The following is a 14,556-nucleotide window of genomic DNA, read 5'->3' as shown; positions in this document are numbered from 1 at the left end:
CAAAATGGAACAAACCGCTATCCGACAGACATCAGGCGGAACGCCTCGTCCCGGCGCATCAACCACAGCAACGTGCGCGCGGCCTGTCCGCGCGGGCTTTGCAATGTGGGATCGTCGGCCAACAGGCGGCGTGCATCGCTTTGCGCGACCTTCATCAGCACTGCTTGACGTTCAAGATCGGCGATCTGGAAGCGGGGCAACCCGGACTGGGCGGTACCCAGGACATCCCCCGCCCCGCGCATTTCCAAATCAACCTCGGAAATCCGAAACCCGTCTTCGGTTTCGCGCAGCGTGGTCAGCCGGCGGCGGCCGGTTTCCGAAAGCGGGGGCTGGTACATCAAGAGACAGGTCGATTCGGCGTCGCCGCGCCCGACCCGGCCGCGCAGTTGGTGCAATTGCGCGAGGCCAAAGTTCTCGGCCCGTTCGATCACCATGATGGTCGCGTTGGGCACGTTCACGCCGACCTCGATCACGGTGGTGGCGACCAGAACAGCCAGCCGATTTGCCACGAAATCCGCCATGGCGGCATCTTTTTCGTCATGGGGCATCTGGCCGTGGACAAGGCCGACAACGCCCTCCCCAAATATTGCACGCAGGTGTTCGAACCGGGTTTGTGCTGCGGTCAGGTCCACCAACTCGCTGTCATCCACCAGTGGACAGACCCAATAAGCCTGCCGCCCTTCGGCCACGGCCTTGCGCAGGTGGGCCACCACCTCGTCCATCCGCTCGGTCGACACCATCGCGGTCTTGACCGGTTTGCGCCCGGGGGGCTTTTCATCCAGCACCGACACGTCCATGTCGCCGTATTGCGCAAGCGCCAGAGAGCGCGGAATCGGCGTCGCCGTCATCACCAGTACGTCAACCGCGGCCCCTTTGCGCCCCAATTCCAGCCGCTGGCGAACGCCGAAACGGTGCTGTTCGTCGACAATGGCCAGCCGCAAATCGTGGAACACAACATCCTTCTGGAACACCGCATGCGTGCCGATCAGAATGTCGATCGTACCATCTGCAAGGGCAGCCAGCTTGCGCTGCCGGTCCGCTCCCTTGTCGCGCCCGGTCAGCAGCGTCAGCGTTACCCCTGCCGCAAGTGCCAGCGGGGTAAGGCCTTCCATATGCTGCCGGGCCAGGATCTCTGTCGGGGCCATCATCACACCCTGCCCGCCGGCTTCGACCGCGTTGAGCAGCGCCATCATGGCGACCAGCGTCTTGCCCGCGCCCACATCCCCCTGCAACAGCCGGTTCATCCGCTCAGGCGCGGCCATGTCGGTCACGATTTCACCCACTGCACGGGTCTGCGCCCCGGTCGGCCGATAGGGCAAGGCGGCCAGAACACGCGCTTGCAACCGCCCATCCCCCCGGGTGACCGCGCCCTTGCCCTTTCGCCGGGCCAGCCGGGCGATGCCCAGCGTCAACTGATGAGCAAAAAGCTCGTCATACGCCAGCCGCTGCCTGCACCGCGCTTCGGGAGACAAATCCCCTGCCTGGACCGGCCGGTGGGCGGCCGCCAGCGCCGCGTTCCAGTCTGGCCACCCCTCTTGCCGCTTCAGTTCCGGGTCAATCCACTCGGGCAGTTCCGGCAGGTCTTTCAGAACCGACCCGGTCGCGCGGAACATAAGCTTTTGCGACACACCCGCGGTGAGCGGATAAACCGGCTCATAACCCGGCAGGTCAACGGCGTCCTCGGGCTTCAGGATGTGATCCGGGTGGACGATCTGGGCTATGCCGTCGAACAGTTCTGCCTTGCCGGAAATCACTCGGGTTTCACCGCTGGGCAGCAGTTTTTGCAGATAGTCGCCGCGGGCGTGAAAGAACACGATCTGGAAACTGGTTTTCGCGTCTTCAGCATGGATGCGATAGGGGCCCCCCTTGCGCCGCGAAGGCGTATGCCCACCGATGCGCGCCATGACCGTGACGACGCCGGGCAAGCCCGCATCCAGCACAGAATCCCGCAAAGCGCGGTCAACACCGGCATAGGGCAACGTGAACAGAAGATCACGCGGTGCAACGATCTCCAACTGTTCCAAGTGCTTGGCGGTCTTCGGACCGACACCGTCCAGCCCCGTCAAATCGCCAAACAGCGGGAACAGGATCTCCGGGCGGCCTGCCGACATGACTCAGCCCTGCCCGATCAGCGCCAGCCAGCCGGCTTCGTCAAGCACCTGAACACCCAGTTCGCGGGCCTTTTGCTCTTTCGATCCGGCGCCGGGCCCTGCCACGACGATATCGGTCTTGCCAGAGACAGAGCCGGACACCTTGGCACCCAGCGCTTCGGCGCGCGCCTTGGCTTCGGCCCGGGTCATCAACTCCAGCGTGCCGGTAAACACCACGGTCTTGCCAGCAACCGGGCTGCCGGCGTCGGTCGGCGCTGCGACCGGCTGAATGTCGAGATGTGCAACGAGCCTGTCGATCGAGGCCCGTTCCGCCCCTTGGGCAAAGGCGGTGACCAGTGCGACGGCCACCGTCGCGCCAATGCCATCAACGCCCACCAGATCGTCCCATGCGGCCCGTGCCGCGACCGGGACGGCAGGGTCGTCTTGCCAGATCTTGTTGCGGGTTTCGCTGATCCTGGCACGGCGGCCCTCGGCCTCTGCCGCGGCGCGTTCCCTGGTGACGGCCTGTTCGGCGGCAAGGTATCGCTCAAGCGCCGGGTGCGCCCGGTCCAGTGCCGTGGTCAACGCCTCCCATGTGCCATAGTGGCGAGCCAGGTCCATTGCCACGACCTCTCCTGCATGGCGGATTCCGAGGGAAAAAATAATGCGGTTCAAGTCAATCCGACGACGGTCGTCGATGGCGGCGAAAAGATTGTTGGCGGATTTTTCACCCCAGCCGTCACGGTTTTTCAGCTTCGAAAGGTTGGCGGCGTCACGGTCGCGCAGGGTAAAGATATCCGCGGGTTCGCGGATCGGAAGCACCTCGTCGGCATAGAACTGTTCAACCTGCTTGGCACCCAGACCTTCGATGTCGAAAGCAGCGCGACTAACGAAATGCTTCAGTTTTTCGACCGCTTGCGCCGGACAAATCAGGCCACCAGAGCAGCGCCGCACAGCGTCGCCGTCTTCGCGGACAGCCTCTGACCCGCATTCGGGGCAAACCGATGGGAAAGCAAAGGGTTGTGCATCGTCGGGACGTTTCGACAGGTCCACATCGGCCACCTTGGGAATCACGTCCCCGGCGCGATAGACCTGTACCCAGTCACCTTCGCGGATGTCCTTGCCCCCCCGGATCGGTTGTCCCTTGGCATCGCGGCCAGCGATGTAGTCTTCGTTGTGCAGCGTCGCATTCGACACCACGACGCCTCCCACGGTGACCGGGGCCAGCCGGGCCACCGGGGACAACGCCCCGGTGCGACCGACCTGGATTTCGATCTTTTCCAGCCGGGTCCAGGCCAGTTCTGCGGGAAATTTGTGGGCAATGGCCCAGCGCGGCGTTGTCGACCGGAACCCAAGCCTGCCCTGCAAGGCAAGATCGTCGACCTTGTAGACCACCCCGTCAATGTCATAGCCCAGCGTGGCGCGCTGCGCCTCGATCTTGCGGTAGTGGGCAAGCATATCGCGTGGCCCGTCGCAAAGCGCTGTCAGCGGGTTGGTCTGGAAACCAAGCTGGGCCAATCGCTGGATCGCACCCGACTGCGTCCGGGCCAAAGGCGCCGACACCTCACCCCACGCATAAGCGAAAAACCGCAGCGGGCGGCTTGCGGTGATGGCGCTATCCAGTTGCCGCAACGATCCGGCGGCCGCATTGCGCGGATTGGCAAAGGTCTTGCCGCCGCGCTCGGTTTGCCGGGCATTCAGAGCCTCGAAATCCGCGTGGCTCATATAAACTTCGCCCCGCACCTCCAGCACACCGGGCGCGCCAATCAGGGTTTCGGGGATGTCCGCGATGGTGCGTGCGTTCGCGGTCACGTTTTCGCCCACCGTCCCATCGCCGCGCGTGGCCGCGGCTACCAATTGCCCGCCTTCATACCGCAGGCTGAGCGAAAGTCCGTCAATCTTCGGTTCCGCCGTATAGGCCAGCGGCGCATCATCCGACAGGTTCAGGTAGCGCCGGATGCGGTTGTCGAATTCGGCGACGTCCGCATCTTCGAAGGCATTGCCAAGTGACAGCATGCGAACCGCATGGGTGACCTTGGCAAAACCATCAGCAGGCGCGGCACCGACCTGTTCACTGGGGCTGTCGTCGCGCTTAAGCTCTGGAAAACGGTCCTCGATCGCGGCATTGCGCTTTTTCAGCCGGTCGTAGTCTGCATCCGAAATTTCGGGGGCGTCCTGACCGTGATAAGCCTCGTTCGCCCGTGCCAGCAGATGCGCCAGCCGGGCCAGTTCTGCCGTGGCCTGCTCTGCCGACAATGCCTCAACCGCAATTTCCGCCATGCGCGCCCCCATCCATGCCCGAATGTCATGAGTGATAGGGCGCGACTGCCGCGCAGTCCAGTCGCCTCCTCTAGGCGCCAATCGCCAGCGGATTGTCCGCGTCGCCGGTCTTCGGCTGGGGATCGCGCAAGACATACCCACGGCCCCAGACGGTTTCGATATAGCTCTCCTCGCCCGTCGCCTCGGACAGTTTCTTGCGCAGCTTGCAAATGAAGACATCGATGATCTTCAGTTCGGGTTCGTCCATGCCGCCATAAAGGTGGTTCAGGAACATTTCTTTTGTCAGCGTCGTGCCCTTGCGCAGCGACAAAAGCTCCAGCATCTGGTATTCCTTGCCGGTAAGATGCACCTGCTTGCCATCGACCTCGACCGTCTTGGCATCCAGGTTCACCGACACCTTGCCGGTGTGAATGATCGACTGCGAATGCCCCTTGGACCGGCGGATGATGGCATGGATCCTCGCCACCAGTTCTTCGCGATGGAACGGCTTGGTCAGGTAATCGTCAGCCCCAAACCCAAAGCCCTTTAGCTTGCTGTCAGTGTCGTCGTCGCCCGACAGGATCAGGATCGGCGTTTCAATGCGCGCCATCCGCAACTGACGCAGCACCTCATGCCCGGTCATGTCTGGCAGGTTCAGGTCAAGCAGGATCAGATCATAGTCATACAGCTTGGCCAGGTCGATCCCTTCTTCCCCCAGATCGGTGGCGTAAACGTTGAGGTTCGCGTTGGTCAGCATCATCTCGATGCTTTTCGAGGTCGTCGGATCGTCTTCCACCAGCAGAACGCGCATGTCTTTCTCCGATTAATGAGCTTTAACGGTCACCGACAACTAGAAAGGCAATTGGTTAATCGCATGTTACCATAAGTTGATTTGCCCGCTTTTCAATCAAAATCTGACGCTAACCAGCTTCACCTCCTTTTTGCCGGAGTTTCTGGATCGCCGTTGCCTTCAAACCCTCGTCGCCGTGGATCGCCGCCGCCCGGATCCACGCCGCAAGTTCCTCGGGGCTCAACCCATAGGTCGCAATCGCGTTGTCCTGCGTCAAAAGCCCATACAGCACACCGCGCACCACCGCCGCCTTGCGCGATGCGACCCAGCGCCGGGTACTTGCGTTGGGCAGATCGGCCCGCGTCATCACCGTTCCGTCAGGCAGGGTAACCGCCCTTGGCCCTTCGACTTTCTTCAAATACATACCACTCACCCTCACTGGACTGTCCGACACCCTGAACGCCGGCCTTTAACGCCCGGTGAAACCGACCCTTGAGAGTGGTTCGGATTTTCCTATATTCCGCCGGATCGGAAGGAACGCGCCATGGCACTCGATACCCACCCCCTGAACTCGCTCGGCTTTGCCAAGCCGCCTGCCGAAACGCGAGTGGTGGTGGCGATGTCCGGCGGAGTCGACAGTTCCGTTGTCGCCGCACAACTGGCCGAAGAAGGCTATGACGTGGTGGGCGTGACGCTTCAGCTGTACGACCACGGCGCCGCGCTGGCCAAGAAGGGCGCCTGCTGCGCCGGGATTGACATCCACGACGCCCGCCGCGTGGCAGAGCAGATGGGGTTTCCGCATTACGTTCTGGACTATGAAAACATCTTCCGCGATGCGGTGATCGAGGAATTCGCCGACAGCTACCTCGGCGGCGCGACGCCGGTGCCCTGCATCCGCTGCAACGAACGGGTCAAGTTCAAGGACCTGCTGGAAACCGCGCGCGACCTGGACGCCGATTGCATGGCGACCGGCCACTACATCCAGCGCAAGATCGGCGCCCACGGCCCCGAATTGCATTGCGCCGCCGATGCTGGACGCGACCAAAGCTATTTCCTGTTCTCGACGACCCCGGAACAGCTCGACTACCTGCGCTTCCCGCTTGGCCACCTGCCGTCCAAGGCCGCAACCCGCGCGCTGGCCGAAAAATACGGGCTCAGCGTCGCCGACAAGCCCGACAGCCAGGACATCTGTTTCGTGCCCGACGGCAACTATGCTGGGGTGATCGAAAAACTGCGCCCGGGCGCGGCCGAGCCTGGCGAAATCGTGCATGCCGATGGCCGCGTGCTGGGCCGGCACACCGGCGTCATCCATTACACCATCGGCCAACGCCGGGGCCTTGGCATCGGCGGCCTGACCGATCCGCTCTACGTGGTCAAGCTCGACGTCGACACCCGCCGCGTGGTCGTCGGCCCCAAGGACATGCTTGCCACCCGGGTCGTCCCGATACGCGAGATCAACTGGCTTGGGGACTCGCCCTTCGACAGCCAGAAGGAATGGCACGTCTCGGTCAAGGTCCGTTCCACCCGCCCCCCGCGAGAGGCGATCATCCGCCCTCTCTCGGCAACCGCGGCACAGGTCGAGCTGATGACCCCCGAGGAAGGCGTGAGCCCCGGACAGGCCTGCGTGTTCTACCAGACAGACAACAGCCGCATTCTTGGCGGCGGCTGGATATGGCGGGGCGCCTAGGCGCGCTCCACCACCCGCCGCGTCCGTCCCGACGCCCCGACACCGGCTGTGCTGCCTTGCCGCCGGACAACCAAGCGCGGGAAACCCGCGCCCATGTCCTTTCATCTTTCTGAAAATACTCACTGAACCACGGCGCAACCAGGAACACGCCGATCAGGGTTTCCGCGGTCACCACACGCGGACGCGCGCGGCACGGGTCGATCCTGTCCCGGCCGCCGGCCCGCACAGGTGAATCAGGAAAACCGTTTCAGCGCCAGAACCGCGTTCAGCCCACCGAAGGCGAAGGCATTCGACAGCGCCACGTCGACCCGTGCGTCACGTGCGACGTTGGGGACAACGTCCAGCGGACAGGCCGGGTCGGGCTCCTCGTAACCGATGGTGGGTGCGACGATCCCCTCGCGCAGCGCCATCAGGCACGCCAGCAGTTCAACCGCCCCGGTGCCCCCGATCAAGTGGCCGTGCATCGCCTTGGTCGACGAGATCATAAGTTTGCCGGCATGATCGCCAAAGACATCGGCCACAGCGGCACATTCGGTGCGGTCGTTGGCGGCGGTTCCGGTGCCATGGGCGTTGATGTAGTCCACATCCTGCGGGTTCAGCCCGGCATCGCGCAGCGCACCGGTCATGGCGCGGGCGGCACCCTCGCAGGACGGCATGACGATATCCGTCGCGTCCGAGGACATGGCAAACCCCACCACCTCGGCCAGGACATCGGCTCCCCGGGCCCGGGCATGGTCATAGTCTTCGAACACGAAGACCCCGGCGCCTTCCCCCTGCACCATGCCATTGCGATTGGCGGAAAACGGACGACAGGCGTCTTTCGACATCACCCGCAGCCCCTCCCAGGCCTTGACCCCACCGAAACACAGCATCGATTCCGAGCCACCGGTCACCACCGCCGGGCACAGCCCGCTCCGCACCAACTGGAACGCCTGCCCCATCGCGTGGTTCGAGCTGGCGCATGCCGTCGATACGGTGAAGGTCGGGCCGCGCAGGTTGAATTCCATGCTGACATGGCTTGCCGCGGCGTTGTTCATCAGCTTGGGCACGACGAAAGGGTGAACCCGGTTCTTGCCCTCTTCGTAAACCGCCCGATAGCTTTCTTCCTGCGTGCCAAGCCCCCCGCCCGAGGTGCCCAGCACCACACCGCAACGGTCGGCAAAGTCGCCTTCGAACACAAGCCCGGACTGAGTCAGCGCCTGGCGCGCCGCAAGCAGCGCGAACTGGGTGAACCGGTCGTAAAGCGTCAGTTGCTGGCGGGAAAAATGCGCCGCGGGATCGTAATCCTTGACCTGACCGCCAATTCGAATTGTCAGCCGATCAACATCGCGGAACTGCAACGGGCCGATGCCGCAGCGCCCGTTGCGCATCGCATCCCAGGTCGCCGCCACGTCATGGCCAAGCGCATTGACCGTCCCGGCCCCGGTGATGACAACCCGTTTCACATGTGTATCCTCGGTCGCCGCGTTCTCAGGCTGTCTGCTGGGCGATCAGTTGCTCGATCCCCGCAATGATGCTGGCAACCGACGAAATATCGAAGTCGCTTTCGCTTGGGTCGTTGGCGTTGAACGGCACAGAGATGTCGAAAGCTTCCTCGATCGCGAAAATGCTTTCGACCAACCCAAGGCTGTCGATGCCCAACTCTTCCAGCGTGCTCTCGGGTGTTACGTCCGACGACTCCAGTACCGCCTGCTCGGCAATGATCTCGATGACCTTGGTCTTGATGTCCATAGTCTCCCCCGGGGACAATCGCATTCGAGGCTCATTTAGTCACTCGGATCACCGTTTAAAATCTTTTTCTGCAAAGCGGCGACATCCCGGAACAGACGCGGCAGGCGGCGGATCGCCTTGTAGCTGTCGATATGGGCGTCCATCTTCATCGCCGGATAGCCCAGCATGACACGACCGGCGGGCACTTTGGCCAAGACCTTGGTGCCTCCGCCGGTGATCACGTTGTCCCCAATGAACAGGTTATCGCTGACCCCGGTCTGTCCACCCAGCACCACATTGTTGCCGATCCGGGTTGACCCGGCGATGCCGACCTGCGCGCAGATCAGGCAGTCGTTGCCGATCACCACGTTGTGGCCGATCTGTACGAGGTTGTCGAACTTGGTGCCGTTGCCCACGCGGGTGTCGCGCACGGTGCCCCGGTCGATGCAGCAATGTGACCCAACCTCGCAATCGTCGCCGATGGTCACGGCGCCCAAAGAATGGATCCGGGCCCAGGATTGCGCACCACTGTCGCCCGTTGCACCCAGACTCTCACGCGCCTTTTCGACGGCGGACACCTCTGGCGTGACGAAGGAAAAACCATCTGCCCCGATCACAGCGTTGGGTTGGGCAATGAACCGTGCGCCAATCCGCACCCGCGCGCCGATCCGCACGCCCACGTGCAGCAGCGCACCCTCACCCAGTTCGGCCTCCCAGCCGATATGGCACTGTGCCGCGATGACCGATCCGGCCCCGATCCGCGCGCCCCGTTCGATCACCGCGAAGGGACCGACAGAACACCCGTCGCCCAGTTTTGCCTCTGGATGGACAAGGGCGGTGTCGTGGATTCCCGGCGCATAGCCCTGCCCCGGGTCCATCATAGCCGACAAGCCCGAAAGGGCGAATCGTGGGCGTTCCGGCAGGATCGCGGCTTCCAGCCCGAAGGATTGCCAGTCGGCTCCGTGCCACATCACAGCCGCCCGCGCCTTGCCCTGGGACAGTTGCGCCGCAAAAGCCGGCTTCATCGCCAGCGCAAGCTGGCTGGGCAATGCATCCGACGGCTCTGCCACGCCAGACACCCGCAGGCTGCCGTCCCCGACAAACTGCAAGCCCAGCGCCTGCGCAATCTCAGCAATGGAATGGCTCATCGTGCACCTCGCCTTTCGGGCGAGATTTAGCTGTCTCCGCGGCCCAATACCACCCCTGCCGCAGAAAGCGCATTCCAGATCTTGGCATCGCGGCCATAGACATCGCGGCGGTACTGAATCTGCCCCTTCGCCTGCGTATAGGCCGTGCGATAGATCAGGTGCACGGGTATCGGTTGTTCCAGCGGCACCGGGGTTTCAACCCCTGACCGCAGACGGCTTTGGAAAAAGCCGACCGGGTCGTCGGTTTGCTTGGCCAACAGCGCATAGGCGAAATCCTTGGGGTCCCCCAAGCGGATGCAGCCATGGCTGTAGGTCCGCACCTCGCGAGAGAACAGGTTCTTCGCGGGCGTGTCGTGAAGGTAGATGTTGTACTTGTTCGGGAAAAGGAATTTCACCACGCCCAGCGCGTTACGCGGACCCGGCGGCTGGCTCATCGCGAAGGGAAAGTTCGAAGCGGTGTATTGCGAGAACCCGTTGGACCGGCTGACAACACGACCGCGGGAATCGGTGATCCGCAGGTGCCCCGCCGCGCCCGGGTTGCTGCGCAACAACGGCAGGTATTCGTTGACGATGATCGAACGCGGCACATGCCAGCTGGGGTTGATCACCATCACCTCCATCACGTCGGAAAATTCCGGCGTGCGGCGATCAAGATCCTGGTGTCCGATCACCGACCGGGTTTCAAAGGTCACCTTGTCATGGTCGATGATACGCGCCTTGAAGTCGGTCAGGTTGACCAGCACGTGGCGATCACCGCGGCCTTCCGGAAAGTTCAGCCAACGTTCACGTTCCATCGCGACCACAACCGACTCAAGGCGTTCGCGGGCGCTGACGTTGATTTCCTTTATGGTCGATGGTCCGGCGACGCCGTCGGCTTCCATGCCGTGATCTTCCTGGAAGGTCTGTACCGCCGCCTGCAACGCCGCGTCATAGCCTGCCGCAGCACTGCGATGCAGATATCCCATGGCGATCAGACGGTTGCGCAGCGCGACCACAGCCTTGCCGGATGCGCCCGGTTTCAACGCTCCGCCAGGCACTTCCTGTCCCCAGCCACCAGAGGCAGCAATGTGTTCAAGCTGCAGCTTGGCCTTCATGAGCCGCGCGTATTCGTGCGTTTGCGGCGCCAGGCCGCGCATGGTGACACGCGGGTCGCCGGTTTCCAGCGCCGCCAGCAACGCGGTTCGGTCGCGATAGGGCGGCTCGCGCTTGATTCCATCGTCCGCTCTGGACGGTTTCAAAACGCCAGTCTGAATATCGCGAGCAAAGCGCAGGTAAATCTTGCTCAGTTCAACCTCGACCTCCCCCATGTCGCGGGCGTTTCCGACACCACGCATCAGCGCAAGGATTTGCGGCGCGTCATAGCGACCGGTCGGCAACCCGTGTGACGGAGCCGCCTGAACCGCTTCGATCAGCGCCTGGCGCCGCAGCAGGTATTCGGCCCCTTCACCGGTCCAAAGCGGCTCGAAATTGCGGGCGCGGTAGAAGGCCGCGATATCGTCATCGCGGGCCGCGTTTTCCGCCACGGCTTGCTTGAAGGCCGTCACACCCGCGCTGGCGGGCGGCGCCCCCACTGTCAGCGCCAACGCCAATACCGCTGCCGCCACCATGCCGGACACACCGCGCGCCTGACCGATCCGCATCATCATCTCTGCCCCTAATATGCATTCTTCAGATTGCAGAAGATCGTTTCAGACCGCTATCCCCTTGTCCATTCACATTTTATACAGACATCTCTCCTATCCATGGATGGTGCAATGCTGCACCGGCCCACGCATACGGGCCACAGTGACTGAGGTTTAAGCAGATTCCTGCCGAAAACCCTTGAAGTGGGAATGCGTGACAAGAATCGGGGTTCCGGCTTGATTCGTAATATGTCATACCAATCTTGCATCTGGGGATGAGATGGCAGGAGCCGTGCAACGTCACGGCCAAACAGGTAAGCGACGGGACAGGCGCTCACACGATGACTGATATCAGCAAAGGCGGTATGACTCGCCGGGGCCTTTTGGGTGCATTTGCAGCAACCCTGGTGACGGCAGCACCGACATATTCGAACGCCGCGGGTTTCCTGCGCGGGGCTGGCGATATCCGCCGCTTGCGCATGTATTCAGGCCGAACCGGCGAACGACTGGACATGATCTATTGGATCGAAGGCGATTACATCGCCGACGCTGTGGACGAGATCAATCATTTCATGCGCGACTGGCGCACCAATGAAATCAAGAAGATCGACATGCGCACCATGGATATCATGGCTGCGGCGCACAACCTTCTGGATGTCAACGAACCCTACATGCTGCTTTCGGGCTATCGCTGCCCGAAAACCAACGCGATGCTGCGGTCCCGGTCATCGGGTGTGGCCAAGAATTCGCTGCATATGCAAGGCAAGGCCGCAGACCTGCGTTTGTCGTCGCGCTCGGTCAGCCAGATGGCCAGTGCTGCCTCGGCGTGCAAGGCGGGCGGCGTCGGACGCTATTCGAAGTCGGACTTCGTTCACATGGATTGTGGGCCGGTCCGCAGCTGGGGCAAGTAAGCCCCGTTTCATACAGGCAAATGGAAAACGGCGTCCGATGGGGCGCCGTTTTTCGTTGAGCGCGCCACCCTGACCAGGCAGTCTTGCACATTTGATTTGGCGCAGAATGAACCTCCGCAACGTGCAGACGGGCGCGGCGCTGAGGTATTTCAGTTTTTTTGTAGGCGACGTTGGCGAAAGCCACTGGCAGGATAGCGCGCTTGCTTTGACAGAACGGGGCTTTGCCCCATCGACCAAAGAGTTCGAAGTGGCAGAGCCCGAACTCGTGACCATGCTGATTTCCTGCGACTGCGATCGGGGTGGAATAAACCGATCCGCCTTTTGGGCTGCGCGCGTGTCACCGCCTGCGACGGCGAAACCCGCGACATCCACCCCGGCGATGCCTGACAGATGGAAGACCTGTACGGAAAAGGCCATCACACCCGGGCAGCCAGCGCGAAGGAGTCCGGAGATGTGATCGTTCAGCACAGCTGAGTTGCGACAAGCGCAGGGTATTTTCCGAAGTCAGGAAAAATGGCGCGGTTGACGGGGCTCGAACCCGCGACCCCCGGCGTGACAGGCCGGTACTCTAACCAACTGAGCTACAACCGCGCATTACGTTTCGGGATTTTCTAAGGCAGCGGTGGCGCGGTTGACGGGGCTCGAACCCGCGACCCCCGGCGTGACAGGCCGGTACTCTAACCAACTGAGCTACAACCGCTCGCTGCCTTGGTTCCCCAAGCGTAGCGCCGCTTTTATGGCCGAGGTCGGGTGCCGTCAAGCGCTTTCGCCCGCCAATTTCCGGCATTTTTGCGCAGCCCGGTAAAAAGACATCCCGCTCCACATCCGAACCCTTCGTACTCTCCATGAGTCGGCCCCGTCTTGGCGCGAAATCGGGGGAGACAAGCCGCAACGATATCCGCCCGAACAGCCCCACCAAAGCGGCAGACGCCCTGCTTCCTGCAATTTTTGACAGGAAATATCGCTACTGAACGTTGATTTAAGCGTGACCCACGCTTAATTACGAATGTGATGGGCTTCAGTGGGGAAGCCGGGTGAACAGAGTTTTTAAACAGCGAATGTGCATCGTCGATGCACTCGGCGGGCGTGTCTACATGACATTTGCGCAAACCTTTGCGCTTGTGTCTCACCGCCTGTCGTTGATCTTTTTCGGATTGGCAACGGTCGCGATGTACGCATCCGATCCGCCAAACCTGCTGTCTTACATGGCCGCTTGGAAAGCGGCGCTGATCTGGCCGCTGGCTGCGGTCATGCACTTGTCGCTGTTCGTCATGGGCCTTCTGGTGTTCGCGCTGCTCACACGCCAGTTCCAACGATGCGTGACGTTCACGCCACTGGTTGGTGCACTGGCCCTGACACCCACAGTGCTCTTTTCCGAATGGTTGGCAGGCTATTTGTCCAACGGTGTCTATCCACCCTCGGTGATGCAGAACTTCCCGTTTTACTTCCTGTCCGTGCAGGTGTTCGAAACGGTCTTCATCAGGTTCGTCGTTCCGCTCACAGACGTACTGAAAGAAACGGGTGCGGCCGACAGCGGCACGCGATCGGATCGGCATATCCTGATTGGTGGACGCAGCATCCCGGTGGACGATTTGCACCATATCGAAGCGCGCAAGCATTTCGTCAAAATCAAAACCGAAGACGGAGAGATCGAACAGCGCGCTCGTATGTCCGACATCCTGGCCCAGACGAAGGGCGACGATGGCATCCAGCCGCACAGGTCCTGGTGGGTGTCCCAGCACGCGCGCCCGCGCCTTGATGATGATGATGGCCGCCCTGTTCTGCGACTTCTGGACAACACGGTGGTGCCCATCGCCCGTGCCCGGCTCGAGGAGGTCCGGCGCTGGCTGGAAAAGGGCTTTCCGGCGGAATGAGCCCTCTTGCGCTCTCGCCGGCTTCGCACTAAATCTCCGCAACAGCGCGGGTATGATGTAATGGTAGCCTGTCAGCTTCCCAAGCTGAACGCGCGGGTTCGATTCCCGCTACCCGCTCCAAGCTTCTTTCTTTCCGATCTTCAACGCGTTAGCGTTCGCTCATGAGCGATTTCAGAAACACATCAGATTGGAAGATCAAGGACAGCACGACGCTCGTCTATCCCCGCGAGTACAAGGGTGAAAAGAGAGAAGGCGAGTCCGAGAAACGGCCTAACAGCCTCAGTCTGCAAATCGAGCGCCTGTCCGTCCTGAACGAAACCTCGTGGGAATTGGAGCGGCACAGAGAGCCGAAACAAGAAGCCGGATTCAATACCCGCGAATACATCAGTGCGCTAGTGGATTGAATCCAACATTTGGAACCCTCGATTTCTTGCGGCGATGATGTCGTTGGGGTCTGCCCGCCAA

General features: G+C 61.9%; 12 protein-coding genes and 3 tRNA genes. 5 read left to right on the top strand and 10 right to left on the bottom strand.

Features of this window, described 5'->3' with window-relative positions; all coding sequences use genetic code 11:
- Positions 1–17: 17 nt before the first annotated feature.
- The 4 genes from recG to sciP form a co-directional block, all read right to left on the bottom strand.
- Complete coding sequence (gene recG, locus VK792_RS02875; protein WP_326295841.1) at positions 18–2,111, bottom strand: ATP-dependent DNA helicase RecG; 2,094 nt, start codon at positions 2,109–2,111, stop codon at positions 18–20.
- A gap of 3 nt (positions 2,112–2,114) precedes the next feature.
- On the bottom strand, positions 2,115–4,370 hold the full coding sequence (ligA, locus tag VK792_RS02870) for an NAD-dependent DNA ligase LigA (protein WP_326295840.1): 2,256 nt from the start codon (positions 4,368–4,370) through the stop codon (positions 2,115–2,117).
- A gap of 70 nt (positions 4,371–4,440) precedes the next feature.
- Complete coding sequence (ctrA, locus tag VK792_RS02865; RefSeq protein ID WP_326295839.1) at positions 4,441–5,160, bottom strand: response regulator transcription factor CtrA; 720 nt, start codon at positions 5,158–5,160, stop codon at positions 4,441–4,443.
- 109 nt (positions 5,161–5,269) lie between these two features.
- Positions 5,270–5,563, bottom strand: a complete 294-nt coding sequence (sciP, locus tag VK792_RS02860; RefSeq protein ID WP_326295838.1) for a CtrA inhibitor SciP — start codon at positions 5,561–5,563, stop codon at positions 5,270–5,272.
- A 120-nt stretch (positions 5,564–5,683) separates the two neighbouring features.
- Between sciP and mnmA the strand changes: the two genes are divergently transcribed.
- Positions 5,684–6,826: a tRNA 2-thiouridine(34) synthase MnmA gene (mnmA, locus tag VK792_RS02855; RefSeq protein WP_326295837.1), complete on the top strand. Its 1,143-nt coding sequence runs from the start codon at positions 5,684–5,686 to the stop codon at positions 6,824–6,826.
- A 233-nt stretch (positions 6,827–7,059) separates the two neighbouring features.
- On the opposite strand, the gene VK792_RS02850 is transcribed toward mnmA, so the two are convergent.
- Genes VK792_RS02850 through VK792_RS02835 form a run of 4 tightly spaced genes read right to left on the bottom strand, consistent with a single transcriptional unit; the run spans position 7,060 to position 11,330 of the window.
- Positions 7,060–8,271, bottom strand: coding sequence for a beta-ketoacyl-[acyl-carrier-protein] synthase family protein (locus VK792_RS02850; RefSeq protein WP_326295836.1), 1,212 nt, complete (start codon positions 8,269–8,271; stop codon positions 7,060–7,062).
- A gap of 25 nt (positions 8,272–8,296) precedes the next feature.
- Positions 8,297–8,557, bottom strand: coding sequence for an acyl carrier protein (locus VK792_RS02845; RefSeq protein WP_326295835.1), 261 nt, complete (start codon positions 8,555–8,557; stop codon positions 8,297–8,299).
- Between the two features lie 35 nt (positions 8,558–8,592).
- Positions 8,593–9,684 (bottom strand): UDP-3-O-(3-hydroxymyristoyl)glucosamine N-acyltransferase, encoded by a 1,092-nt coding sequence (gene lpxD / locus VK792_RS02840; RefSeq protein WP_326295834.1) that lies wholly within the window; start codon positions 9,682–9,684, stop codon positions 8,593–8,595.
- A 26-nt stretch (positions 9,685–9,710) separates the two neighbouring features.
- A complete protein-coding gene (locus VK792_RS02835) occupies positions 9,711–11,330 on the bottom strand; it encodes a L,D-transpeptidase family protein (protein ID WP_435404823.1) in 1,620 nt (539 codons plus the stop codon).
- A 317-nt stretch (positions 11,331–11,647) separates the two neighbouring features.
- Here VK792_RS02835 and mepK point away from each other — a divergent pair, with 317 nt between their 5' ends.
- Complete coding sequence (gene mepK / locus VK792_RS02830) at positions 11,648–12,217, top strand: peptidoglycan L,D-endopeptidase MepK (protein WP_326295833.1); 570 nt, start codon at positions 11,648–11,650, stop codon at positions 12,215–12,217.
- A gap of 514 nt (positions 12,218–12,731) precedes the next feature.
- Here the strand turns inward: mepK and VK792_RS02825 are convergent.
- Positions 12,732–12,808, bottom strand: a tRNA-Asp gene (locus VK792_RS02825).
- A 32-nt stretch (positions 12,809–12,840) separates the two neighbouring features.
- Positions 12,841–12,917, bottom strand: a tRNA-Asp gene (locus tag VK792_RS02820).
- A 394-nt stretch (positions 12,918–13,311) separates the two neighbouring features.
- On the opposite strand from VK792_RS02820, the gene VK792_RS02815 reads away from it, so the two are divergent.
- From VK792_RS02815 to VK792_RS02805, 3 genes are all read left to right on the top strand, one after another.
- A complete protein-coding gene (locus VK792_RS02815) occupies positions 13,312–14,091 on the top strand; it encodes a LytTR family DNA-binding domain-containing protein (protein WP_326295832.1) in 780 nt (259 codons plus the stop codon).
- 46 nt (positions 14,092–14,137) lie between these two features.
- A tRNA-Gly gene (locus VK792_RS02810) sits at positions 14,138–14,211 on the top strand.
- Between the two features lie 41 nt (positions 14,212–14,252).
- Positions 14,253–14,495, top strand: a complete 243-nt coding sequence (locus VK792_RS02805; protein WP_326295831.1) for a hypothetical protein — start codon at positions 14,253–14,255, stop codon at positions 14,493–14,495.
- Positions 14,496–14,556 lie beyond the last annotated feature (61 nt).

Source organism: Mesobacterium hydrothermale (assembly GCF_035818635.1).
GTDB classification, from domain to species: Bacteria; Pseudomonadota; Alphaproteobacteria; order Rhodobacterales; family Rhodobacteraceae; genus Mesobacterium_A; species Mesobacterium_A hydrothermale.
Note: the sequence above shows the minus strand (reverse complement) of the source record. Positions and strands in the feature narration are given on the sequence as shown.